General features: G+C 30.8%; 22 protein-coding genes. 15 read left to right on the forward strand and 7 right to left on the reverse strand.

What is annotated here, in order from left to right:
- Positions 1 to 145 precede the first annotated feature (145 nt).
- Genes dnaN through purF form a run of 4 tightly spaced genes read left to right on the forward strand, consistent with a single transcriptional unit; the run spans position 146 to position 5,863 of the window.
- Positions 146 to 1,303: a DNA polymerase III subunit beta gene (dnaN, locus tag HA148_RS00005; RefSeq protein ID WP_209129066.1), complete on the forward strand. Its 1,158-nt coding sequence runs from the start codon at positions 146 to 148 to the stop codon at positions 1,301 to 1,303.
- A gap of 1 nt (position 1,304) precedes the next feature.
- Entirely contained in the window at positions 1,305 to 2,012 is a 708-nt protein-coding gene (locus HA148_RS00010) for a PRC-barrel domain-containing protein (protein ID WP_209129068.1), read from the forward strand.
- Between the two features lie 3 nt (positions 2,013 to 2,015).
- A complete protein-coding gene (gene purL, locus HA148_RS00015; protein ID WP_209129070.1) occupies positions 2,016 to 4,355 on the forward strand; it encodes a phosphoribosylformylglycinamidine synthase subunit PurL in 2,340 nt (779 codons plus the stop codon).
- Between the two features lie 47 nt (positions 4,356 to 4,402).
- A complete protein-coding gene (purF, locus tag HA148_RS00020; protein WP_209129071.1) occupies positions 4,403 to 5,863 on the forward strand; it encodes an amidophosphoribosyltransferase in 1,461 nt (486 codons plus the stop codon).
- Here purF and HA148_RS00025 read toward each other — a convergent pair.
- The 3 genes from HA148_RS00025 to queG form a co-directional block, all read right to left on the reverse strand.
- Positions 5,860 to 8,301, reverse strand: coding sequence for a DNA gyrase/topoisomerase IV subunit A (locus tag HA148_RS00025; protein ID WP_209129073.1), 2,442 nt, complete (start codon positions 8,299 to 8,301; stop codon positions 5,860 to 5,862). The two genes, purF and HA148_RS00025, sit on opposite strands and share 4 nt — an antisense overlap.
- Positions 8,302 to 8,378: 77 nt before the next feature.
- Positions 8,379 to 9,242, reverse strand: a complete 864-nt coding sequence (locus tag HA148_RS00030) for a tetratricopeptide repeat protein (RefSeq protein ID WP_209129075.1) — start codon at positions 9,240 to 9,242, stop codon at positions 8,379 to 8,381.
- Complete coding sequence (gene queG / locus HA148_RS00035; protein WP_209129077.1) at positions 9,239 to 10,195, reverse strand: tRNA epoxyqueuosine(34) reductase QueG; 957 nt, start codon at positions 10,193 to 10,195, stop codon at positions 9,239 to 9,241. Before queG ends, HA148_RS00030 begins: the two co-directional genes overlap by 4 nt.
- Positions 10,196 to 10,338: 143 nt before the next feature.
- Between queG and HA148_RS00040 the strand changes: the two genes are divergently transcribed.
- The 6 genes from HA148_RS00040 to HA148_RS00065 all read left to right on the forward strand — a co-directional run bounded on the left by HA148_RS00040 (position 10,339) and on the right by HA148_RS00065 (position 16,641).
- Positions 10,339 to 11,073, forward strand: a complete 735-nt coding sequence (locus tag HA148_RS00040) for a DUF502 domain-containing protein (protein ID WP_209129079.1) — start codon at positions 10,339 to 10,341, stop codon at positions 11,071 to 11,073.
- A 3-nt stretch (positions 11,074 to 11,076) separates the two neighbouring features.
- Complete coding sequence (gene nusB / locus HA148_RS00045; RefSeq protein WP_209129081.1) at positions 11,077 to 11,694, forward strand: transcription antitermination factor NusB; 618 nt, start codon at positions 11,077 to 11,079, stop codon at positions 11,692 to 11,694.
- A gap of 66 nt (positions 11,695 to 11,760) precedes the next feature.
- Positions 11,761 to 13,020, forward strand: a complete 1,260-nt coding sequence (ftsY, locus tag HA148_RS00050) for a signal recognition particle-docking protein FtsY (protein ID WP_209129083.1) — start codon at positions 11,761 to 11,763, stop codon at positions 13,018 to 13,020.
- Between the two features lie 67 nt (positions 13,021 to 13,087).
- Positions 13,088 to 14,431, forward strand: a complete 1,344-nt coding sequence (locus HA148_RS00055) for a PP2C family protein-serine/threonine phosphatase (RefSeq protein ID WP_209129085.1) — start codon at positions 13,088 to 13,090, stop codon at positions 14,429 to 14,431.
- Between the two features lie 61 nt (positions 14,432 to 14,492).
- Positions 14,493 to 15,872, forward strand: coding sequence for an argininosuccinate lyase (gene argH / locus HA148_RS00060; protein WP_209129087.1), 1,380 nt, complete (start codon positions 14,493 to 14,495; stop codon positions 15,870 to 15,872).
- 115 nt (positions 15,873 to 15,987) lie between these two features.
- Positions 15,988 to 16,641 carry an RNA recognition motif domain-containing protein gene (locus tag HA148_RS00065; RefSeq protein ID WP_209129090.1) on the forward strand — a complete coding sequence of 218 codons (654 nt, stop codon included), beginning with the start codon at positions 15,988 to 15,990 and terminating at the stop codon, positions 16,639 to 16,641.
- Here the strand turns inward: HA148_RS00065 and dusA are convergent.
- Positions 16,638 to 17,642 (reverse strand): tRNA dihydrouridine(20/20a) synthase DusA, encoded by a 1,005-nt coding sequence (dusA, locus tag HA148_RS00070; RefSeq protein ID WP_209129092.1) that lies wholly within the window; start codon positions 17,640 to 17,642, stop codon positions 16,638 to 16,640. The two genes, HA148_RS00065 and dusA, sit on opposite strands and share 4 nt — an antisense overlap.
- Before the next feature lie 22 nt (positions 17,643 to 17,664).
- Here dusA and msrB point away from each other — a divergent pair, with 22 nt between their 5' ends.
- The 5 genes from msrB to rsgA all read left to right on the forward strand — a co-directional run bounded on the left by msrB (position 17,665) and on the right by rsgA (position 21,244).
- Positions 17,665 to 18,159: a peptide-methionine (R)-S-oxide reductase MsrB gene (msrB, locus tag HA148_RS00075; RefSeq protein WP_209129094.1), complete on the forward strand. Its 495-nt coding sequence runs from the start codon at positions 17,665 to 17,667 to the stop codon at positions 18,157 to 18,159.
- 74 nt (positions 18,160 to 18,233) lie between these two features.
- A complete protein-coding gene (gene grpE, locus HA148_RS00080; protein WP_209129096.1) occupies positions 18,234 to 18,953 on the forward strand; it encodes a nucleotide exchange factor GrpE in 720 nt (239 codons plus the stop codon).
- A 29-nt stretch (positions 18,954 to 18,982) separates the two neighbouring features.
- On the forward strand, positions 18,983 to 20,107 hold the full coding sequence (gene dnaJ / locus HA148_RS00085) for a molecular chaperone DnaJ (RefSeq protein WP_209129098.1): 1,125 nt from the start codon (positions 18,983 to 18,985) through the stop codon (positions 20,105 to 20,107).
- On the forward strand, positions 20,107 to 20,340 hold the full coding sequence (locus HA148_RS00090) for a sulfurtransferase TusA family protein (protein ID WP_209129100.1): 234 nt from the start codon (positions 20,107 to 20,109) through the stop codon (positions 20,338 to 20,340). Before dnaJ ends, HA148_RS00090 begins: the two co-directional genes overlap by 1 nt.
- Entirely contained in the window at positions 20,327 to 21,244 is a 918-nt protein-coding gene (rsgA, locus tag HA148_RS00095; RefSeq protein ID WP_209129102.1) for a ribosome small subunit-dependent GTPase A, read from the forward strand. Before HA148_RS00090 ends, rsgA begins: the two co-directional genes overlap by 14 nt.
- Here rsgA and HA148_RS00100 read toward each other — a convergent pair.
- From HA148_RS00100 to murC, 3 genes are read right to left on the reverse strand one after another with little or no spacing between them, the layout of a single operon-like run.
- Positions 21,210 to 21,560, reverse strand: coding sequence for a YbaB/EbfC family nucleoid-associated protein (locus HA148_RS00100; RefSeq protein ID WP_209129104.1), 351 nt, complete (start codon positions 21,558 to 21,560; stop codon positions 21,210 to 21,212). The two genes, rsgA and HA148_RS00100, sit on opposite strands and share 35 nt — an antisense overlap.
- A 17-nt stretch (positions 21,561 to 21,577) precedes the next feature.
- Positions 21,578 to 22,471, reverse strand: coding sequence for a UDP-N-acetylmuramate dehydrogenase (gene murB, locus HA148_RS00105; protein WP_209129106.1), 894 nt, complete (start codon positions 22,469 to 22,471; stop codon positions 21,578 to 21,580).
- A gap of 12 nt (positions 22,472 to 22,483) precedes the next feature.
- The gene (gene murC, locus HA148_RS00110) at positions 22,484 to 23,893 is read right to left on the reverse strand and encodes a UDP-N-acetylmuramate--L-alanine ligase (RefSeq protein WP_209129109.1); all 1,410 of its coding nucleotides are present in this window, start codon (positions 23,891 to 23,893) and stop codon (positions 22,484 to 22,486) included.
- Position 23,894: the final 1 nt, after the last annotated feature.

Consider the following 23,894-nt stretch of genomic DNA (forward strand, 5'->3'; position numbering starts at 1 on the left):
AAGAATTCCACAGTTTCCACAGTTACTACTACTACTAAAATTTTTTTATTTATTAATTTATTTATTAGAAATAAAGAATGAAATAAATGATTGAATTTAATTTACGAAAAAAGTATATTGTATTTGTAAAAAGTTCCAAGATCCAATGGAAATTATTTGTAATCAAAATGAGTTAAATAATGCTATACAACTAGTAAGTAAAGCAGTTTCTTCAAGACCGACTCATCCAATTCTTGCGAATATTCTTTTAACTGCCGATCAAGGAACAAATAAAATTAGTTTAACAGGATTTGATTTGAATTTAGGAATTCAAACTTCCTTTGATGGAACTGTGAAAAATAGTGGGGCTATTACGATACCTTCAAAACTATTATCTGAAATTGTCAATAAATTACCTAATGAAACTCCTGTTAATTTAGAGGTTGATGAAAATTCAGATAATATTTTAATAAAAAGTGATAGAGGTTCTTTTAATCTCAAAGGTTTAGCTTCTGATGATTATCCTAATTTACCTTTTGTTGAAAGTGGTGCTTCTTTAAATATTGACCCAAGTTCTTTTTTAAAAGCTTTAAAATCAACTGTTTTTGCTAGTAGTAATGATGACTCAAAGCAATTGCTAACAGGTGTCAACTTTACCTTTAAACAAAATTACTTAGAGTCTGCTTCTACAGATGGTCATAGATTGGCTGTTGCGTTAGTTGGTAACGAAGAACATATTGAAAATAAAGATAACTTAACTTCTAATGAAAGCGATTTATCAGTAACAATTCCAACGCGATCATTAAGAGAAATTGAAAAATTGGTAGCTCTTAGGAGCTCAGAAAATTCAATTAAGCTTTTTTATGATAAAGGTCAAGTAGTTTTTATTTCTTCTAATCAAATAATTACGACAAGAACTCTTGAGGGTAAATATCCTAATTATTCTCAATTAATTCCAGATAGTTTTTCTAAAATTCTTGATTTTAATACTAAAAAATTAATTGATGCATTAGAAAGAATCGCTGTTTTAGCTGATCAGCAGAGTAGTGTAGTTAAATTTAAATTAGATAATTCAGATTTGGCCTCAATAAGTGCAGATGCACAAGATATAGGAAACGCAAATGAATCAATACCTGTCTCTTATTCTGGAGAAAATTTTGATATTGCATTTAATGTGAGATATCTTTTAGAAGGTTTAAAAGTTATAACTTCTGAAAATGTACTCCTAAAGTGTAACCAAGCAACTACTCCAGCCGTTTTTGTGCCACAAGATAATCTCAATTCTTTTACTTATCTAGTCATGCCTGTTCAGGTTCGTTCTTAATTTGAAATTACCTAAAGAAATTTTATTAAGTGAATTACTGAATTATAGTGTTAAGGGTAATATGGTCCTTAATTACGGAAATGGAGAAAATGTTTGGATGCATCCTCCAGTTCATCGAATCCTAGGATGGTATTCGCGTCCCTCAAATTTCGATTTAAAAAGAAATGTCTGGCGGTTAAATCAAATAAGTCAAATAATTGATTCCGAAATTTATGTCAAAGGTGATCCAGCCATTTCTGATTTAGCAACTTTAAATAGATTCCCAACTTTAATAGATGCTAATTTGATAAATATTAATGGCTCAAAAATAGGAGTCATTGCAGATTTTTTATTTGAAATAAAAACGGGTAATATTAAATATTATTTAGTGTCTCGATCAAATCCTAATATTCCAGGTTCTAGTAGATGGAAATTAAATATTGAAAATATTACTGATCAACAACCTGGTTTAGTTTTTTGTGAGGTCAATTCTTTAGATGATTTACTTATATTAAAATCAAGTTTTAAAAATGAATTTTTGCAAAAAGGAAAAAAAATTTTTGATAGATTTGATGATATGAAAAATTTAGCCTCAAATAGATTAGAGGATTGGCTTGAAGAAGATGAAGATATTAGCCAAAACTTAGATTTTAAACAAAAAAGTTTTTATAATAATGACAGAACATCTATACCGTTTAGTGAAAAAAAAGAAGATGACCCTTGGATATAAATAATGATAAATCAAGAAAATAATGATCTATATGATCTTAATGAAGCACTACAGGTTGAAAATTTAACACTTAATGATTTCGAAGAAATTTGCAAAAGATTAAAGAGAAAACCTAATAGAACGGAATTAGGCATGTTTGGCGTTATGTGGTCAGAACATTGTTGTTATCGAAATTCAAAACCTTTACTATCTAAGTTTCCCACTAAAGGTAAAAATGTTTTAGTTGGACCCGGAGAAAATGCTGGCGTTATTGATGTTGGAAATAATCAAAAACTTGTTTTTAAAATAGAAAGTCATAATCATCCTTCTGCTATTGAACCTTTTCAAGGCGCAGCTACAGGTGTAGGAGGAATTTTAAGAGATATATTTACAATGGGTGCAAGGCCAATTGCAGTCTTGAATTCATTGAGATTTGGCAACCTTGATAAATCATCAAATGTTGATTTACTACGAGGAGTTGTATCTGGTATTTCACATTATGGAAATTGCGTGGGCGTGCCGACTGTTGGAGGTGAAATTGACTTCGATGATAGTTACTCTGGAAATCCTCTAGTGAATGTTATGGCTTTAGGACTTTTAGAAACAGAGGAAATTGTTTGTTCTGGAGCTAAAAATGTAGGATCACCAGTGTTATATGTTGGTAATACAACTGGCAGAGATGGAGTTGGTGGTGCTAGTTTTGCCAGTTCAGAATTAACTACAACTTCATTGGATGATAGACCTGCAGTTCAGGTAGGTGATCCATTTGTTGAGAAAAGTCTTATTGAAGCTTGTTTGGATGCTTTCAAGACAGGGGATGTCATTGCAGCTCAAGATATGGGTGCTGCAGGTTTAACATGTAGTAGTGCAGAAATGGCCGCAAATGGAAATTTAGGGATAGCTATTGATTTAGATTTGGTTCCTTCTAGAGAAGATGATATGTCCCCATACCAATATTTATTATCTGAATCGCAAGAAAGAATGTTGTTTGTCGTTAAAGAAGAAAAAATTAATGATCTTATTGAAAAATTTAAAAAATGGGGATTATATGCCAGTATTATTGGTGAAGTTATAGAAACTAATGAGGTAATTATTTCTCATAAAGGTAAAATTGTGGCTCAGATACCTACTTCTGCTTTATCTGATGATACTCCCGTAAATTTTCACAATGTGATTAATAATCCTCCCGATGATCTTTTAAATAAATGGGAATGGAAAGAAAATGATTTGCCAGAAATTCATGAGCAAAAAATATTTTCATTGAAGGAAAATAAGAATTTTTCTTTTTCAGAAATCATTTTAAAACTACTCTCTAATCCATCAATAGCTTCTAAACGATGGATTTATAAACAATATGATTCTCAAGTTCAGGCAAATACAGTTTTTAAACCTGGAAAATCAGATGCAGCCGTAGTAAGACTAAGGGAACAAAATAAAAAAAATAAAAGCAAAGTATTTTCTGGTGTCGCTGCTTCAGTTGATTGTAATAGTAGATGGGTTGCTCTTGATCCTTTTAGAGGATCTATCGCTGCCGTTGCAGAGTCCGCTAGAAATGTTAGTTGTGTTGGTGCTGAACCAGTAGCAATTACAAATAATTTAAATTTTTCTTCCCCTGAGAATGAAATAGGATATTGGCAACTCTCATCTTCATGTAATGGAATTGCTGAAGCTTGTAAAGCTTTAGAAACTCCTGTTACAGGAGGTAATGTATCTTTATATAATGAATCTAAAAATAAAGAAAATCTAATTACTCCTATCAATCCTACTCCTGTTATTGGAATGGTTGGAAAGATTGATAATGTTGAAAAAGCTATAAGTAGTGAATGGAAAAATATTGATGATCAAATCTGGTTAATTGGTTCTTCCAAATCTGAAATAAAAATTGCAGCTAGTTCTTATCTTGAATATTTTCATGGAGAAATTACAGGTCGGCCTCCAAAAATAGATTTGTTTGATGAAAAGTTTTGCCAGAGTTTTTTAAGAAATGCGATTTTAAACAGTCTAGTAGTTTCTTCTCACGATATAAGCGACGGAGGTTTAGCTATAGCTTTAGCAGAGTCTTGTATTTTGTCCTCAAAGGGTGCAAATATAGAATTAGAGAAAGATTTAAATAGAGTTGATAATTTATTGTTTGCCGAAGGGGGGTCAAGAATTATTTTTTCAATTAGTAAAATGAAAGAAAATGAATGGTTTAATTATTTAAAACAAAATCAAATAAATTTCCCATCAAGTGTTTATCTAAAAAAAATAGGATATGTATCTAGTGACACGCTGAAGATAAAAATCAACGAAAAAAATATTTGCAATATTAGGGTTGAGGAATTAACCGAAAAATTTAATAATAGTATTTCAGATTACTTTTAAACATGAAAAACATTTCTCAACTATTAACCAATTTAAGATATTAGGTTATGTGCGGAATAGTTGGAATCGTTTCTTCAAATGATGTAAATCAACAAATTTACGATAGTCTTTTGCTTTTGCAGCATAGAGGTCAAGACTCAACAGGTATAGCAACAATGGAAAATACTGTTTTTCATATACATAAGGTTAAAGGTCAGGTTAATACTGCTTATAGAACTAGAGATATGAGGAATTTAATTGGCAAAATTGGATTGGGTCATGTTAGGTATGCAACAAAGGGATCAGCAGAAAGTGTAGAAGAAGCACAGCCTTTTTATGTTAATGCTCCTTATGGAATTGTTTTGATACATAATGGAAATTTGACGAATACCAGAGATTTAGAAAAACAGTTATTTAATGTCGACAAGCGGCATACAAATTCTTCAAGTGATACTGAAATGTTGTTAAATGTATTTGCGACAGAATTACAAGAACAAATTCATAATCAAAAATTAGAGCCTGATATTATTTTTAATGCGGTCAAATCTTTACATAAAAGAATTCAGGGGTCATATGCTTCAATTGCGTTAATTTCAGGACATGGTTTATTAGCATTTAGAGATCCTTTTGGTATTAGGCCTTTAGTCATAGGGAAAAGACTTTCATTAACTACAAAAAAAGAAGAATGGATGGTTGCAAGCGAATCTTTAGTACTTGAGAATAATGATTATGAAGTAGTGAGAGATGTAGATCCAGGAGAAGCTGTTTTTATAAATCTTGATGGGGAGTTTTTCTCTAAGCAATGTTCTGAAAATCCAATGTTATTTCCCTGTGCTTTTGAATATGTTTACTTAGCTAGGCCAGATTCAATTATGAATGGAATTTCAGTCTATAAAGCTCGTCTAAAGATGGGAGATTATTTAGCAGAAACAATAAAAGAAACGATCAATTCTGGAGATATTGATGTAGTTATGCCTATTCCTGATTCTTCTCGACCCGCGGCAATGCAAGTTGCAAGACAGTTAGGGATAGAATATAGGGAAGGTTTTTTTAAAAACAGATATGTTGGCAGAACATTCATAATGCCCGGTCAGCAGAAACGTAAGAAATCTGTGAGGCAAAAATTAAATGCCATGAGTGCAGAGTTTAAAAATAAAAATGTATTAATTGTTGATGACTCGATAGTAAGAGGTACTACTTCAAAAGAAATTGTCCAGATGGCTAAAGATGCTGGAGCAAATAAAGTTTTTTTCACATCAGCAGCGCCTCCTGTTCGTTATCCTCACGTTTATGGAATTAATATGCCTAATAGAGATGAATTAATAGCTCATAATAGGACAATAAGTGAAATCGCCGATAAACTTGAAATTGATAACCTTGTTTATCAAAGTGTTGAAAGTTTGCGTAAATCTATAATTGGTGATTCTTCTATTAAAGGTTTAGAGATGAGTTGTTTTACTGGTGATTATGTAACTGGAACAGTAAATCAAGAATACTTAAATTGGGTTGAAAACGAATATAAATCTTAGTCGAGAAAGTTTTCAAGTCGGAAACAATTTTCAAGGTATTCATCATTATCTAATTTTAAAAAATCAATTAAAAAGTTTGATTTCTTGGATTTGAAGTTTAATTTATTTAGGTCTAATCTTGCAGATTTATTTTTATTAGTTTCAATATCAAGGTAATGGTTACTTGCCATTATTTTGAGGAAGTAATCGTTTTTAAGTTGGGTTTTTTCATTCAAATATCCCAAACTGTATTCATTTGAGCAGTAAATTTCATTACTATTTATACAAAAGATTCTTCCTTGCTTAGAGATTAAAAAAATATTTTCTCCATCATTAAACGTACAACAAGAAACGATTTTTTCAGATGGTAAAAGTTTTGCAATTATTAATCCTTGGGATTGTTTAGAAGTTGGTGTTAAAAATTTGTTTGATAAATTAAATTTAAAAATTCTTCCTATCGAGGTTAATATTATTAAATCTTTTTTTTCATTTGAAATAAAAGAATCAATTGTTTTTAAATTATTTTTTAATTTTGTAATAGTGAAAGATCTATTGCTTTTAATCATATCTTCATCAAATAAAACTTTTTTAAACCTTCCATCTGAATTTAATATGCATAAATAATTTCTAATTTCTTTTTTAATTGAATGAAAATTTATTATTTCGCTAGGATGAATATTCCCAATAATTTTATTATCTAATTTATAGTCTTTATTAATATTTGATTCCCAATCTATGTGAAATACTTTTCCCGTATTAGTGATTCCAATTAACTTTATATTTTTTTCAATATTACATATAAATTTTTGAATATTTTTATTATCTATGATTTTATTTACAACCTCAAATGATTTCTTGTAATGACCTAAAATCATCTTTTTTAAATAAAGTCTATTGTCTATGTATAATTTTGTTTTTTTATTTATAAAGTCCTCTAATATCTGATTATTAAGCGTTTCTAATTCTTCATTTTGATTTATATTTTTAATTATTTTTGTTTTACGTATAACATTGTATTTTTTCTTCAATATTAATAATTCTTCTATAAGTAATTCAAGTAATAATTCTCTTTCATTCAATAATTTTTGAAAATAATTCTTTTTTTCTAATAAATTTTTTATATCGTTATCAATTTGATTTTTTTCCAGATTTGTTAATTTTTTTAGCGGCATATCCAAAACTGAATTTGCCTGTTTTTCACTTAAGAAAAAATTTTCTACTAATTTTGATCTAGCTTGTACAGAATTTTCTGATTCTTCAATAATGGCGATAACTTTTTTTATATTTTTTGTAGCTTTTGATAAACCTTCTGATATTTCAAGTTTATCAAGAGTGTTTTTTAAAAAATAAAAAGTTCTTTTTCTAATTGTTTCTTCTCTAAATTCAAGAAAATAGTTGAGATATTTTTTTAGATTTAGTTGTACAGGTTTGCCTTTAATTAAAGCTAAGAATATTGCGCCAAAGTTTGTTTGGAGAGTTGTTTTTTTATATAAATTAGAAATAACAAGTTCAGAATTAGAATCTTTTTTTAGTTCTATTACAATTCTCATTCCATCTCTGTCGCTCTCATCCCTAATATCAGAAATCCCAATAATCTTGCCTGAATTCACAAGTTCTGCGAGTTTTTCAATCCAACCTGCTTTATTAATTTGGTAAGGCAGTTCAGTAATGATTATTGCATTCTTTTTATGTTTCCCTTTGCCTAAATTTACTTCTTCTGTATTTACAACTCCTCTTATTGTTATTGATCCTTTTCCCGTTTGATAAAGTTCTTCTATTGCACGACTATAAATTAATTCTCCGCCTGTAGGAAAATCAGGTCCTTTGATAATATTAGAAAGTTTTTTATCACTAATATCTTTATTTTTAACTAAGGCAACTAAACCATCTACAATCTCGCCTAGATTGTGAGGTGGAATATTTGTTGCCATACCAACAGCAATACCTGATGAGCCGTTCAGCAATAAAAATGGAAGCTGCGCTGGAAGAACATCTGGTTCTTTTTGAGAACCGTCAAAGTTATTTGAAAATTTTACTGTTTCTGATGCAATTTCTTCAAGAAATCCTTTATGAGCTATTGGAGCTAATCTTGTCTCAGTATATCTCATTGCTGCCGGCGGATCATTATCCACAGATCCAAAATTTCCATGACCGTCAAGAGTAGGATATTTTGTGGAGAAATTTTGTACTAGCTTTACTAATGCATCATATACTGCTTGATCACCATGAGGATGGTATTTCCCAAGTACATCTCCTACAACACGAGCACACTTTCTAAATGGTTTATCAGGTGTTAAACCTAATTCGTACATCGCAAATATGATTCTTCTTTGTACAGGTTTAAGACCGTCTCTTGCATCAGGCAATGCTCGTCCAACTATGACGCTCATTGCATACTCCAAATAAGAACGTTGCATTTCTTCTTGAAGCGAGATGGAAGTGAAGTTTTTCTTATCCATTTGAGCGCAAAATTGAATAATTAGTAATTAACTAAATTAAGACTAATAGGTAAAACAATAATTACCAGTATTGAACATTAAGATGATTCACTTATTTTGGATTTTGCAAGCATTACATCATTTTTTAGTTGTTCATTTTGTAAAAGAATTTCTGTAGAGACTTGTAATTTTTCGCCCCATAACTGTTCTTTTCTATAGTCATAATTCACATATTTGGGATCTTTAGCTAAAGCTTTTTTTGCTAGCTGGATTGCTAATTTAGGATCATTAATTCTTACGCATGAGGCTAATCCTAGTAATGGTTCCGCATTTTCCTGAATTGAGATTGCACTTTTAAATAATTTGATTGATAAATTTATATTGTTTTTCTCAAAATAAGCTAAACCTTGATTATTTATAGCTTGCCAGAAATCAGGTTTTATTTTTACTGATTTATCAAACAATTTGATAGCTCCCAAGTAATTTTTTTCCATCAATAAAATATTTCCTAATTGAAAAATAGCTTTGTGATTATTGGGTTCTATCTTTACTACTTTTTCTAAAGCACTTTTTGCCTTTGATTGTTGGGAAATTTTTAAGTAAATATTACTTTTGGCAAAATATATTTCACTAATATTTGAATTTATCTTTTCTGCTTTATTAAGAGAATTTAATGCATTTTTGTATTGCTTGTTAGCTATTTGTGCTTCAGCCAAAATTAACCATAGTTTTTCATCTTTCGAATTTATTTTTACAGCTAATTTGGCTAAGTTAAGACTATCTTTATATTGTCCAAAATAAAGTAGTTGATATGCATTATTGCCAATATATGAACTTTGCTTTTGTAAATTTTTTATAGTCGGGAAATAATAGTAGGGAACTATTGCTTGAACTGTTTTTATTTGAAGAGAGTAAAAACAGATAAAGGAGATCCAGATTATTTTTTTTAAAAACTTATTCATATTTTTATCTTTTTGTTATTTATATTTGCTTGTATGTTTCTTTTCCACATCCATGGTTTAATTCTTTTTAAGGTGGTTCCTTTAAGATTTTCTTGCCATGTTTTATTGTCCCAATTGAGGGATTCAATATTAAGATTGTTAATCCATTCTTTCGGTGTAGTTTCAAAATTATTGTTATATGGTACTGATTTATTCCATGGACATACATCTTGACAAATATCACATCCTGCAACCCATCCACTTAAATTTTTCTCTATTTTTTTTGGAATAGTTTTATCTCTGTTCTCTATTGTGTGATATGCAATGCATAGATCTGACTGAATCACAAAGGGTTCCACGATTGCCTTTGTGGGACAATGTTCAATACATTTTTCACATTTTCCGCAAAGTGATTGATGAGGTTTATCTGGTATTAAATCTTTTGTGAGAATCATAAAACCCAAAGTCAACCAAGAACCATTTGTTTTGCTTATTAAATTACTATTTTTACCTATCCAACCAATCCCAGCCTCCTCTGCCCATGCTTTTTCAAGAAGCGGAGAGGTATCAACACATATTTTCCATTTGCAATCAGGGATTTCTAGGTTAATCCACTTACCAATATTTTTTAATTTTTTGTGAATTACTTTATGATAATCCTCACCCTGGCTAAATTTAGCCACCTTGAGGAAATTATTGTTATTGTTTTGTGAATTAATGTAAGTAAATCCAACGCTCAAAATACTTTTTGCATTTTCAAAAAGTGAGCCTATATTTTTTCTTTTTTCTGCCTCCATCCATTTCATTTCAGCATGGTAGTTATTTGATAACCATCTTTCTAATGCATTAGTTCTTAATTTTAAGCGCGAACTACCTGGTATTGAAGCTAATCCAGCAACTGTAAAACCCTCAAAAATAGCTCGTTCTTTTAATTTTTTACTTATTTCTTTTTTGTTTTGAATGTTATCAATCATTTCTTTTTTCTTTATAGCATTTCCTGTAAAAGTTATTTTGGAGAAAAACTTATAAATAAATTAGATATATTTAAGAAAAATATATCCTAACTTAGTAAAAACAGTTAAATTATTAGTAAAGTTAATATAGTTAATACATTATTTTGGTTGAATCTAATCAAAATCAAGATTCGAATTTGGGATCTAGGCTTCAACAAGATCTCAAAAATGATCTTATTGCGGGTTTGTTAGTTGTAATTCCTTTAGCAACAACAATCTGGCTGTCATCATTAGTTAGTAAATTTGTTTTAACTTTAGTTACTTCAGTTCCAAAGCAACTAAATCCTTTTATTACTTTAAATCCCTTATTACAAGATTTAATCAATCTAACCTTAGGTTTAACTGTTCCTTTATTAGCTATTTTGCTTATAGGCTTGATGGCGAGAAATTTTGTAGGAAGATGGTTATTAGAGTTTGGAGAGGGTACCCTATCAAAAATTCCAGTAGCTGGAGCCGTTTATAAAACTCTTAAACAATTGCTAGAAACTTTCTTAAGTAATAAATCTAATAGATTTAGAAGAGTTGTTTTAGTTGAATATCCTCGTGAGGGATTATATAGTGTTGGCTTTGTAACTGGTGACGTAGGGCCTTCCCTACAGCCAGAATTGAAAGAAAAGTTACTTAGTGTTTTTATCCCTACAGCACCAAACCCAACTACTGGTTGGTATACACTCGTTCCTGAGTCTTCTGTTAAGGATTTGGATATTTCGGTTGAAGATGCTTTTAGAACAATAATTTCTGCTGGGATAGTAAATCCAGATGAAAAAAATAACACGACAAATCCAACATTTTCAAAATTGTTTTCTCAATTACGAGCTTCCACTAATACTTCCTCTTAATTGATGCATAATAGATCCCTTTCTAGAGAATTATCTTTAATTTCTCTTGGTCTTATAAAAGATAAAGGTAATTTTAAGTTAAATAAATTTCAGATAGAAGAAATTTTTGAATCTGCTTTGGATTCTCTTTTAAACCATTGCAGAGAGGAATTAGATAATTGCGAGTCAGAGTTAGAGAATGCTTCACAAAAAATATTAGATAGTGAATTACAAGAAGGTGTTGATTCCTCTTATTCAAATGTTCGAGATGATTTAAAAAAATCTTTAAAAAAAATTGAAACCGTGATGAATACACTTTCTGTTACTTTAGACTTTCCAAAATTAATTGTTTCCAGCGGTCAAATAGATATTAGAGAGGATGTAAATCAAAGGATTTGTAATATAATAAATAATCTTAAAAGTATTGATTCTGATATTGATCAAGTAATGGATGGCTGGAGATTAAAAAGATTACCAAGAATTGATAGGGATATTTTGCGTTTAGCCTACGTGGATATCAATTTTTTGAACACACCTGTCGCCGTTGCTTGCGATGAGGCTGTTAATTTAGCTAATAAATATAGTGATTTGCAAGGAAGAAAATTTATTAATGGAGTTTTAAGGAGATTACAAACAATTTAATTGTCATAATTATTTGATATAAATAAATAGTATTTAGAAAATTTTAATTACGGACAATAGATAATAATGACTAATACTGATTCTGATAATTCTCGTGAATGGGCTGCACAAGCTTATGCGCTTTTAAAAAAACGACAGGAAGAACAAAAGCAAGAATTAGAGAAACAGGAAGAGCAAAAGCAAGAATTAGAGAAACAGGAAGAACAAAAGCAAGAATTAGAGAAACAGGAAGAACAAAAGCAAGATTCAATTGATATTCCTAATAAAGAAAATATTGATGAACAGTCTAAAACTATTGCTGAACCAGAATTAGGAGAATTTGATGATAATTTTACTTGGTCGGCAATGGTATTAGCTGCTCAAGGAAAAAAATTAAATCAAATATCGATTGATGAAATTGATTGGTTAACTAAATTACGGAGAGGATTAGAAGAAACCCGCAAAGGATTTGTTACTGAATTATTGGATAAATTGGGAGATGATCCTCTTACTCCTGAATCTCTTGATGATTTAGAGACTCTATTAATAAGAGCTGATGTAGGGATTGATTCAACCGATAAAGTTATAAGTTCTCTTAGAACAAAATTAAATGAGGAAGTCGTGGGTGGAGAAGCAGGAATAAAATTTTTGAAGAAGGAATTAAAATTAATTATCGATAAACCAATAAAAAATTCGGGTTCTGATCTTTTAGTTCCCCAAAAAGGTAAATTAAATGTCTGGTTATTAGTGGGAGTTAATGGTGTTGGTAAAACCACTACATTAGGGAAATTAGCATATTTGTCATCAAAAAGTAATTATAAAACTTTGATTGCTGCTGCTGATACTTTTAGAGCGGCCGCAGTAGAACAACTTAAAGTGTGGGGAGATAGAAGTAATGTTGACGTTATATCTAATCAATCAAAAAATGCTGATCCAGCTGCTGTAGTTTTTGATGCAATTAATTCTGCAAAAAAAAGAAATGTTGATTTATTACTTGTTGATACAGCTGGTAGATTGCAAACAAAAAATAATTTGATGGATGAATTAGCAAAAATAAAAAAAATTATTGATAAAAAGGTCCCTGATGCACTTGTTGAATCATTATTAGTTTTAGATGCAAGTCAGGGACAAAATGGCTTAAAACAAGCAAAAAGTTTCGCTAAATCAGCAGATTTAAGTGGGGCAATTATTACTAAATTAGATGGCACTTCTAGAGGAGGTGTTTCTTTAGCAGTATCTGAAGAAGTAAATTTACCAATAAGGTTTATTGGAGCTGGAGAAGGTATAAAAGATTTGAGACCATTTAATAGTTATGAATTTGTAGAGGCTATGCTTGCAGATAAATAAAAATTTAATTAATTTTTTTTAAAAACTTAAATTTAATGTTAAAACATACTTATCTATTAGATTTGTTTTGGCAAATAATCAAAAAGAAAAAATATTTTCGAATAAAGTTGTCCAAAATTTTTTAGAAAATGATCCTAAATTCACCCAAAAAAATAAATATAAATTTGCTGAAATTGCATCTTCTTTAGCATATTATTTAAAATCATTTTCCAACATAAATAAATTATTGGATTATGTTTGCTTAATTTTTAAACATATTTTTTCTGAGAATATAATTTTAATTATTCCTTTAAATTACGAGGGGGAGATATGGAATGAAAATATTAAAATTTCTGTTAATTATGAATATTCAACAACTCAAGAAGCGATTAATGGTTTTTTGGATCAATTTCATTTTTCAAAAAATTTTAAAATAAAAGAAATTGTAACTTTTGAAAATGCTTTAAAAAATAAATTTAAAGAATATAAAATTGAAGCAAAAAAAATAATATCCAGAGGCAAATGTAGAGGATTTATTTATATTTTTAGCGAAGATATTTCTAGACCGTCGATCACTGAAGACAGTAATTTTAATTTTATTGAAAATTGTCTAGCTGTTGGATTAGAAAATTACTACTTAATTAAAACAAAGAAAAAGCATGAGAATGTAGATAGAGAAATTTCCACTGGTGCTGAAATTCAATCTCAATTACTCCCGGATTATTGTCCAAGTATCCATGGTATAGACTTAGCTGCACATTGTAGACCAGCTCTTCAGCTCGGTGGAGATTACTATGATTTTATGTGCTTAAAGACTAATATTTCTGAAAAAAGGAAAGAAAAATCAAGATGGGCCTTTGTAATAGGTGATGTCATGGGTAAAGGGATTCCAGCCGGTCTTTTAATGACTATGTTAAGAGGCATGCTTCGTGCAGAGGTTCTTACAGGTCTTCCTCCAGATAGAATTTTGCATGATTTGAATCAATTAGCAATAAATGATTTAGATCAATCGCATAGATTTGTGACATTATTTTACTCAGATTATGATCCTAGAACTAGAAAATTGAGATTCGCTAATGCAGCACATAATCCCCCTCTGCTTTGGAAAAGTTCAGATCAGAAAATTATTAGACTAGATGCAAAAGGATTTGTACTTGGACTACAAAAAAATGCTGAATATCATTGTGGCGAAATCAAGCTTAATCAAAATGATTTAGTTCTTTACTATACAGATGGAGTAATTGATACTTCTAATTCTTTAGGACAAAGATTTGATGAGGAAAGATTAATTAAAACTCTTACAAAATTGTGCAAACAGTCTTATACATCCCAAGAAATATTAAATAAAATATTTAAAAAGCTAGACGATTTTACAGGTCAAAATAGACATCTTGAAGATGATGCCTCAATGGTTATTTTTCAATTGAAATAGATATTTTTGTCACTTATATAAAAAAATGCTTTAGTAGAGATACTTAACATTTCTAATTGATATGGCAAAAGTTTGGAGTAAAAGGTTTGATAATGCACTTGACCCTTTTATTGAAAAGTTTAATGCCTCAATTGGTTTTGATAGAAAGCTTATTTTAGAAGATATAGATTGCTCGATTGCTCATGCAAAAATGCTTGGCAAAACTAAAGTTTTATCCTCTTCTGAAGCTTTGCAAATTATAAATGGATTAGAATCAATAAAAGTTGAGTATTTGGAGGGTAAATTTAGTCCTGGCCCACCTTCTGAAGATATTCACTATTGTATAGAAGAAAAGCTTATAAGTTTAATTGGTGAAACTGGAAAAAAATTACATACAGGTAGAAGTAGAAATGATCAAGTTGGCACAGATATACGATTGTGGCTAAGAAAAGAGATTGATAATATTGAAATTTTAATAACTGATTTACAAAAATCCTTCTTAAATATTGCGAAATCCAATATCTATACCTTAATTCCTGGATATACCCACATGCAAAGAGCTCAACCTTTATCTTTGGCCCATCATTTATTGGCTTATATAGAAATGCTCCAAAGAGACCGTGAAAGGTATAAAGAAGTACGCTCAAGAGTTAATATTTCTCCGTTAGGAGCTGCAGCTTTAGCTGGAACAAAAATAAAAATAGATAGGCACTTTACAGCTGCAGAATTGGGTTTTGAAAAGATTTATAAAAACAGTATTGATGCAGTTAGTGATAGAGATTTTTGTATAGAGTTTGTTTCTGCCTCTGCTTTGTTGATGTCTCATTTAAGTAAAATTTCAGAGGAAATAATATTATGGGTAACTGATGAATTTTCTTTTGCAAAATTAACAGATAAATGTGCCACAGGAAGCAGCTTAATGCCGCAGAAAAAAAATCCTGACGTTCCAGAATTGATAAGAGGTAAGACAGGAAGAGTGTATGGGCATCTCCAGGCGTTATTAACAATGGTCAAAGGGGTACCACTTTCATACAATAAAGATTTTCAAGAGGATAAAGAGCCAATATTTGATACTGCAGAAACAATATCTTCTTGTATTAAAGCGATGACTATTTTAATTAATGAGGGTATTGAATTTAATGAAAAAAATCTATCTGATTCTGTAGAAAACGACTTTTCAAATGCTACTGATCTAGCAGATTATTTAGTTGGTAAAGATGTTCCTTTTAGGACCGCCTATCAAGTTGTTGGTCAAATCGTTAAATATTGCCTGGAGAGAAAAGTGTTACTTAAAAATCTCAAAATTGACGAGTTTAAAAATTTTCATCCCGAATTTGATGAGGATGTTTTTGTGGACCTTAAACCTCTGAATGTCGTTAAATCAAGAAATAGCGAAGGTGGTACAGGTTTTGTTCAGGTAGAAAAAGAGGTAAATAATTGGAAAAAAAAATTGTCAATTTGAATCTCAATTATTTTTCTACAACAAGGGTATGCTTTGAAGTAGAATAACAAGGCAACGTTATGAGACTACCTACTGTAGTTTTTTTATAAGGTAAATTTTCTTTGTTGAGTTTAAAGTGAGTATTTTTGTTGGCAATTTGCCGTTCCGCGCAGAGCGTGAAGATGTTATACAGTTGTTTGCCCCTTTTGGTGAAGTGTTAAATTGTTCTCTTCCATTGGAGAGAGACACTGGAAGGAAAAGAGGATTCGCATTTATTGAAATGGCTGATGAAGCGATTGAGTCAACAGCTATTGATGGTTTGCAAGGCACGGAACTTATGGGTAGGCCATTAAGAATTAATAAAGCTGAGCCAAGAGGTTCTGGTGGCTCACGTAGAGGAGGAAGAGGCGGCGGCTACGGCGGCGGTAATAGTGGTGGCGGCTACGGCGGCGGCTACGGCGGCGGTAATAGTGGTGGCGGCTACGGCGGCGGTAATAGTGGTGGCGGCTACGGCGGCGGTAATAGTGGTGGCGGCTACGGCGGCGGCTACGGCGGCGGTAATAGTGGTAGCGGCTACGGCGGCGGTAATAGTGGTAGCGGCTACGGCGGCGGCTACGGCGGCGGTAATGCTGAATCCAATAGCTCTTATACTAATAAATCTTCTGGAGCAGAAGGTTGGGAAGACAGAAGCTATGGAAATTCTTCTGAAAATTCTGAATATGAAAGCGGTAGGAGCAGGAGAAAAAGGGGAGTCTCCAATGAGAGCAATGCTTCAAACGATACAAATTAGTAGCCCATTTCTTCAAGAGCTGTTGTTAATTTAAATAGATATTCAATATTTAATTCTTTTTTTATAGATTTATTTGAAATTTGATTTCTCCAAATTTTAGCTTTGGGTATACCTTCAACTAAATTTATAAGATGTTTACAAATATCCCAAGATTTTCCCCCATTACTTAAATGAGCTTCTATGTATGGAATTAAGGAGAATATAATTTTTGATGCAGATTTAGGTTTTGTATTGATTCCATAAATCTTTTGATCAATTTCAGACCATCTTAAGGGATGTTTATATATTGATCGTCCAATCATGACCCCATCAAAATCATTTAAAGCTTTTAAAGATTCATCGATATTTGTTAAGCCCCCATTGATTTCTATTAATATTTCTGGATTTAATTTTTTCAATTTTTTTACCATTCCATAATTTAATGGAGGTATTGTCCTGTTTTGTTTTGGATTTAGACCTTTTAGTATGGCTTTCCTTGCATGAACCGTAAATCTGTCTGCACCAGCATTTGCGATAGTTCTTACGAAATTATTCAAGTTAACGAAACTATCATCATTGTCTACACCGATTCTATGTTTGATCGTAACCGGTAAGTTGCAATTATTTTTTAAGGATTCTATACATTTTGCTACTTTTTCAGGGTCTTTCATAAGTGAAGCGCCAAAATTTCCAGAACAGACCCTTGGGCTAGGACAACCAACATTAAAGTTTATTTCGTCGTAACCCCACTCCTGTGCCATTCGGGCTGCATCTTTAAGAATTCTAGGATCGTCCCCACCAAATTGAATCGATATTGGGTGTTCTTCACCATTAAAATTTAGAAAATTTTCTTTATTTTTTGTATGCACTAAACTTTGGGCCACAATCATTTCTGTATACAGAAGAGCTTCAGAACTTATTTTTCTCATTATCATTCTGAAATGTTTATCAGTACAATCCATCATTGGAGCAATACTTAATTTATGAATATTTTTAATAGAATTAGGCTGAATGAAATTCATTACTTTTTTGATATTTAAATATATGAATCAATTTCTATCAAGAAGAACTTTTATTCTAATTCCTACTATGTCAATCTTAAAAATAATCTTTAAACCTATGCAAGTGTTAGCTTCTTCACTGGCTTCTAAAGAAGAGTGGAATTTCTCAAAAGACGAATGGAAATCTAGGCTTAGTCCAGAATCTTATTATATTCTGAGGGAGGAAGGGACTGAAAGAGCTTTCAGTAGCCAGTTAAATAATGAGAAAAGAAAAGGGATTTTTCACTGTGCAGGTTGCGATTTGCCGCTTTTTTCTTCAGATAAAAAGTTCGATAGTGGTACAGGATGGCCAAGTTTTTGGGATTCAATTCAAGGATCAGTAGAAATGAAGGTTGATTTTAAGTTAATTGTCCCCAGAACCGAATATCATTGTTCTAGATGCGGAGGTCATCAAGGACATGTTTTCAATGACGGGCCACTGCCTACTGGCAAAAGATACTGTAACAATGGATTAGCATTAAGGTTTGTTCCTGACTAAATATTTGTGCGGCCTTCCGCAACTTGTTTTGTGCTTCACTTTATTGGAGAATAGTTTTATTAAATTTTAGTGAAATGATTGAAAATCAATCAGACAATATTGAGAATAAAGAAAATGATCTTTCAGATCAGGATAATGCTCTTGGAGATTCATCACCTGCGCAAGAATTAGCTGCTGAAAATAATGAATTTTCTTCTCATAAAATAGAAGAAATAAATACCGAAGAATTAAAAAATTCTATTTCTAATAATGATGCAAGATTAGAGCAACTAGAAAAAGAGCATGAAACATTAAAAAATCAATATGTAAGGATCTCAGCAGATTTTGATAATTTTAGAAAAAGGCAGTCGAGAGATCAGGACGATTTAAAAATTCAACTTGTTTCAAAGACTTTGACTTCAATACTCCCTATTGTTGATAATTTCGAGAGAGCAAGACAACAACTTAAACCTGAAAGTGAAGAAGCTCAAGCTCTTCATAGAAGTTATCAAGGATTGTATAAACAATTGGTAGAAGTTTTAAAACAACAGGGCGTTTCACCTATGAGAGTTGTTGGTCAGCAATTTGATCCAAGCTTGCATGAAGCTGTATTAAGAGAGCCTAGTGAAGAGTTTAAAGAAGATTTTATTATTGAAGAATTGCAGCGAGGATATCATCTTGAAGGTAAGGTTTTGAGACATGCTTTGGTTAAAGTTTCTATGGGACCTGGAAAACAAAATTCACAAGAGCAATTAGAAAAGGATAAAGTTGAAGTGGATATTGATTCAGAGGAAAATACTTCTGAAGATGTATAAATTCCAAATTTTTACTTGAGCATTATTTAATGGCTGATTTCTATCAAATACTTGGAGTTTCAAGAGATGCTGATGCAGATACCTTAAAAAGGGCTTATAGAAAATTAGCAAGGCAATATCATCCTGATGTAAATAAAGAACCAGGTGCTGAAGATAAATTTAAAGAAATTGGCAAAGCTTATGAAGCATTAGCGGACCCTGAAAAAAGAGCTAGATATGATCAGTTTGGAGAGGCAGGCCTTGGAGGTGCAGCTGGAATGCCCGATATGGGAGATATGGGAGGCTTTGCAGATTTATTTGAAACCTTTTTTAATGGCTTTGGGGGACAAAATCCACAGGGAGGAAGAGCTCAAAGAAGAGGCCCTCAACAAGGAGATGATTTAAGGTATGACCTTAATGTCGACTTTAAAGATGCAATATTTGGGCAACAAAGAGAAATTAAGATTCCTCATCTTGAGAAATGTGAAGTCTGTAGGGGAACTGGTGCCAAACCTGGAACTGGTCCAAAAACTTGTTCAACATGCGGTGGAAGTGGTCAAGTTAGACGAGCTACAAGAACACCTTTTGGTAATTTCACACAAGTTGCTGAATGTCCTTCATGTAATGGAGCTGGTCAGATAATTGCAGATCCATGTTTAAGTTGTGGAGGTAATGGTGTTAAGCAAGTTAGAAAAAAATTACGAATTAATATTCCTGCAGGAGTTGATACTGGTACTAAATTAAGGGTTTCTGGAGAGGGAAATATCGGCTTAAAAGGAGGTCCACCTGGAGATCTTTATGTTTTTATTAAAGTTAAAGATGATTCAAAACTTAAAAGAGATGGTGTGACTATTTACTCAGAAATTGCTGTGAGTTATTTACAGGCAATATTAGGAGATACTGTTGAAATTACTACAGTTGATGGAAATGTTAATTTAAAAATTCCAAGTGGCACTCAACCAAATACAACTCTTTCACTTGAGAATAAAGGCGTACCTAGACTTGGAAATCCAGTTGCTAGAGGTAATCATGAAGTTCTAGTAAAGGTAAAATTGCCAACCCGTATAACTGACGAAGAGCGAAAGCTTTTAGAGGGTTTAGCTTCTCAATATTCAGATAAAAATATCAATTCAAATAGTGGACTATTTAGTAAATTATTTGGTAAAGAATCCTAATGACTCCTTTAAAGTATTTGGATCTTAAATCTGTTCCATGTCCTTTAAACGTCGTCAAAATTAAATTGGCTTTAGAGAATTTATCAAAAAATGAACAACTTATAGTTGAAATAGATAAAGGTGAACCAGAAGAAATGGTATTAAATAATTTAAAAGAAATGAGGTGTTTGTTCAAACAAATCAAAGAAAATGAAAAATTTATAAAAATAAAAATTTTAAATGAAAACTCATAGTAAAAATTTAGGTTTAGTTACGAAAAAATTTAATGATTTTTTCTTAGTTGACTTAAAAAATCAAGAAAACTTTGAAAATAGTGAGAGATTTTTATGTAAGGTGAGGAAGTCTATAAATTTCAAAGATCAATTAATTTATGTTGGAGATGAAGTAGTTATTGAAAATATTGATTTAAGAAGCAAGCGAGCAGTAATTACAAGTTTAAAAAAAAGAAAAAATTTGTTAGCTAGGCCCTCAGTTGCAAATATTTCTAACATATACATTACTTTTTCTGTTGAAGAGCCAGAGTTGAATTTATCTCAAGTGAATAGATTTTTGATTTCAGCAGAATCAATGGGAGTTGAAGTGTCATTAGTTTTGACAAAGTGTGATTTAATTTCAGATAAAAGAAGATTATTTTTACTTGATAAATTTAGGCAATGGGGTTATGAAGCAACAACTTTAAATTTACAGAATTCTGATTATCTACAAAATTTATTAGTTGAGTTAAACCAAAAAAAGTGTTCAATTTTCATGGGCCCATCCGGCGTTGGTAAAACTACTTTGCTTAATATGATAATTCCAGGTCTTCAAAATAGTACTGCTCCAGTTTCCAGTAAAATTAAAAGAGGTAAAAACACTACTAGAAATGTTGAGTTATTTTCAATATCAAATCAAAGTTATATTGTTGACACTCCTGGCTTTAATATGCAACCTCTAGATGTTGATATAAGATTTTTACCAAATCTTTATTCAGAAATATATAAACAGGTAATCGATGAAGAAATTAGGTGTAAATTTCGTAACTGCTTACATTTAAATGATGAGGGTTGTAATTTAAATAAATCTTTCGAAAGATATCCTTTTTATAAAGATATGATTGAGTCTGCTAAGACTCACTATTATCAAAACCAGGAAGATTAAGATTTAATCCACCAGTTAAATCATTCATCCGTTCTTTCATTGTTGTAGTAGATAATTCATGCGCTTTTTGAATAGCTTGTAAAATGTTTTGCTCTATTTTTTCTTTATCTGAAGTTAAAATATTTTCCTGCACTTCTACCTTTAAAGGAAGTTGGTTTCCACTTATCCAGACCTTTATCATTTCATCATCACTTTTTCCTTCAATCTCCATATTTTCAAGTTCATCTTGCAATTTTTGAGCATCTTGCTGAATTTGTTTAGCTTTTTTAAAAGCTTCTGTAAGTTGTCCAAAGTTAGGAAGTCCAAAACCCGCCATTTTTTAAATAAGTTTCTTTAGTTAGGATAGTCAAAACCAATCATTCTTACTTCCGGTTGCAAAAAAATTCCTTTTTTTTGTAGTACTTTTTGTTGAATTACTGTTATTAATTCATAAATATCTTTTGAACTAGCTGAAGAAGTGTTGATTATAAAATTTGAATGCATTTTAGAAATTTCTGCACCACCAATTTTAAATCCCTTTAAACCCATTTCATCAATTAATTTTGCTGCATAATTATTTTCAGGATTTTTAAAAACACTTCCAAAACTTGGTTGATGATATGGTTGCGTTTCTGTTTTTAATTTAAGGTTATTTTTGGTTGTTTGAATTATTTGTTCTAGATTCCCATTTGGTTCAAAATGTAGTTTTGCACTAATAATTGTCAAATCATTTCTTTGAAAAGAGCTAAATCTATACTTAAAATTGATATCTTTTTTTTCAATTTCAAGTTTTTGATTAGTTTTATTATTTATAACTTTTACAGAAATAAGATTTTTTGCTAGTGAAAAATTACCTGTGCCAGCATTCATATAAATTGCTCCTCCTAATGTTCCTGGAATTCCGACAGCCCATTCACCTCCTTTTAATCCATTTTTAGCAAGAGAATTAGATAATTTTGGGAGCATTACACCTGCTTCCGCTTCAACAATTCCTGAATAAGGCTCTATCATTAATGACTTCATTTTTTTTGTACAGACAACTAAACCCTTTATGAAAATATTATTTATTAAAATATTTGAACCAGCCCCAATTACTTGGCATCTTTGTTTGTTTAAATTAGCCCATTTTATTAGATATAAAAATTCGTCAATGTTTTTTGGCTCAGCAAAATATTCAGCTACTCCTCCCACTTTTATAGTTGTATAACTACATAAATTACAGTTCTCAGAAAAAATGTTTTTATTCATGAAATTATTTATTTAATTGTTTTTCCCATTTAAAAGCGACCAGAAATTATGACAATCTCCAGCTCCCATATTCAAAATTAAATCTCCTTTTTGAGTTAATTCGTAGAAATTCTTTGTAATTTCATGATGATTATTGATGTAACTAACATTTTTATTTTTTTTATAAATTAGATCAGTGATAATTTTCGAAGAAATTTTATCTTCGTTTTTTTCTCCTGCTCCATAAATACTTGTTACATAAATAACATCTGCTTTTGATAGTTCTTCAGCGAATTCTTTAGTAAATTGCTTTACTCGAGAGTATCTATGAGGTTGAAATATTGCTATTAATCTACTTTTTTGACATTCATGATTATTTTTGTGCTTAATAATTAATTTTCCTAATTTAATCGACTCTTTTATTTCGTTTGGGTGATGTGCATAATCATCATATAAACGTCTTTCATCTATTTGGCCTCTGAATTCAAATCTTTTTTTTGGTAGTTTAAGGTATTTTATATTTTTCTTAATTTCTATAAACTCTACACCTATCATTCTTGAAGCTGCTATTGCTGCGGTGACATTAGATAGATTGTGTAATCCTGGAATTGGAATTTTTAAAATACTAATAAAATTTCCATCTTCATAATATTTTCCAATCGTATATTTTGAATTAATTTGAGTCGGTATTATGGCATAAGTTATGTTTTTGGCTGTGGTGTTTGACCACTTAAAATTAGAATAAAAATTTTTTCTTGAGGTTTCACAATCAAAATTAAGTAATAATTTTTTAGAGTTTGTAGCGAAACTTTTAAAAGAAGATACGACTTCATTTAAATTAGAAAAGTGATCGCAATGATCAAAATCAATGTTATTGATTATTCCAATATCAGATTGATATTTATTAATTGTTCCGTCAGATTCATCAACTTCAGCTACTAAGTATTTTGTATTTCCTAAATGGCAATTAGAGTTGTAGATAGGAATTATTCCTCCAGTTATTGAAGAAGAATTATGCGTACATAACTCAAGGATTGTAGAAAGAAATGTACTGGTTGATGTTTTTCCGTGGCTCCCTGCTACTGCCAATGAAGTATATGTGCGCATTAGCATTGCAAGTATCTCTGAGCGATGTTTTATTGATAAATTTTTTTCTCTGCAGTAAGAAAATTCTTCATTCTTTGGTTTAATCGCGGAGCTTACAACAAAATTAATCAATTTGTTGGTAAATTTTGAAATTACAAATTCAATATTTTGTCGAACTTGAGAAGTAAAGATTACTGCACCTAATTGCTCTAATTTATTAGTTTCATTGTTTTTAACTAAATCAGATCCTGAAACTGAACAACCTTTTTTAAGTAAACCTATTGCTAATGCTGACATTCCAATACCTCCGATCCCAATAAAATGAAAATGACTTTTCAACAGCAATTCTTTATCCAAT

Source organism: Prochlorococcus marinus XMU1405 (assembly GCF_017696275.1).
GTDB lineage: Bacteria > Cyanobacteriota > Cyanobacteriia > PCC-6307 > Cyanobiaceae > Prochlorococcus_A > Prochlorococcus_A marinus_AB.

Coding starts and splice junctions, on each gene's coding strand:
- rsgA (WP_209129102.1), top strand. CDS start 20,327: ATGAAAACTCATAGTAAAAATTTAGGTTTAGTTACGAAAAAATTTAAT.
- argH (WP_209129087.1), top strand. CDS start 14,493: ATGGCAAAAGTTTGGAGTAAAAGGTTTGATAATGCACTTGACCCTTTT.
- HA148_RS00100 (WP_209129104.1), bottom strand. CDS start 21,560: ATGGCGGGTTTTGGACTTCCTAACTTTGGACAACTTACAGAAGCTTTT.
- HA148_RS00025 (WP_209129073.1), bottom strand. CDS start 8,301: ATGGATAAGAAAAACTTCACTTCCATCTCGCTTCAAGAAGAAATGCAA.
- queG (WP_209129077.1), bottom strand. CDS start 10,195: ATGATTGATAACATTCAAAACAAAAAAGAAATAAGTAAAAAATTAAAA.
- dnaJ (WP_209129098.1), top strand. CDS start 18,983: ATGGCTGATTTCTATCAAATACTTGGAGTTTCAAGAGATGCTGATGCA.
- msrB (WP_209129094.1), top strand. CDS start 17,665: ATGAATCAATTTCTATCAAGAAGAACTTTTATTCTAATTCCTACTATG.
- nusB (WP_209129081.1), top strand. CDS start 11,077: ATGCATAATAGATCCCTTTCTAGAGAATTATCTTTAATTTCTCTTGGT.
- HA148_RS00090 (WP_209129100.1), top strand. CDS start 20,107: ATGACTCCTTTAAAGTATTTGGATCTTAAATCTGTTCCATGTCCTTTA.
- purL (WP_209129070.1), top strand. CDS start 2,016: ATGATAAATCAAGAAAATAATGATCTATATGATCTTAATGAAGCACTA.
- HA148_RS00030 (WP_209129075.1), bottom strand. CDS start 9,242: ATGAATAAGTTTTTAAAAAAAATAATCTGGATCTCCTTTATCTGTTTT.
- ftsY (WP_209129083.1), top strand. CDS start 11,761: ATGACTAATACTGATTCTGATAATTCTCGTGAATGGGCTGCACAAGCT.
- purF (WP_209129071.1), top strand. CDS start 4,403: ATGTGCGGAATAGTTGGAATCGTTTCTTCAAATGATGTAAATCAACAA.
- dusA (WP_209129092.1), bottom strand. CDS start 17,642: ATGAATTTCATTCAGCCTAATTCTATTAAAAATATTCATAAATTAAGT.
- grpE (WP_209129096.1), top strand. CDS start 18,234: ATGATTGAAAATCAATCAGACAATATTGAGAATAAAGAAAATGATCTT.
- dnaN (WP_209129066.1), top strand. CDS start 146: ATGGAAATTATTTGTAATCAAAATGAGTTAAATAATGCTATACAACTA.
- murB (WP_209129106.1), bottom strand. CDS start 22,471: ATGAATAAAAACATTTTTTCTGAGAACTGTAATTTATGTAGTTATACA.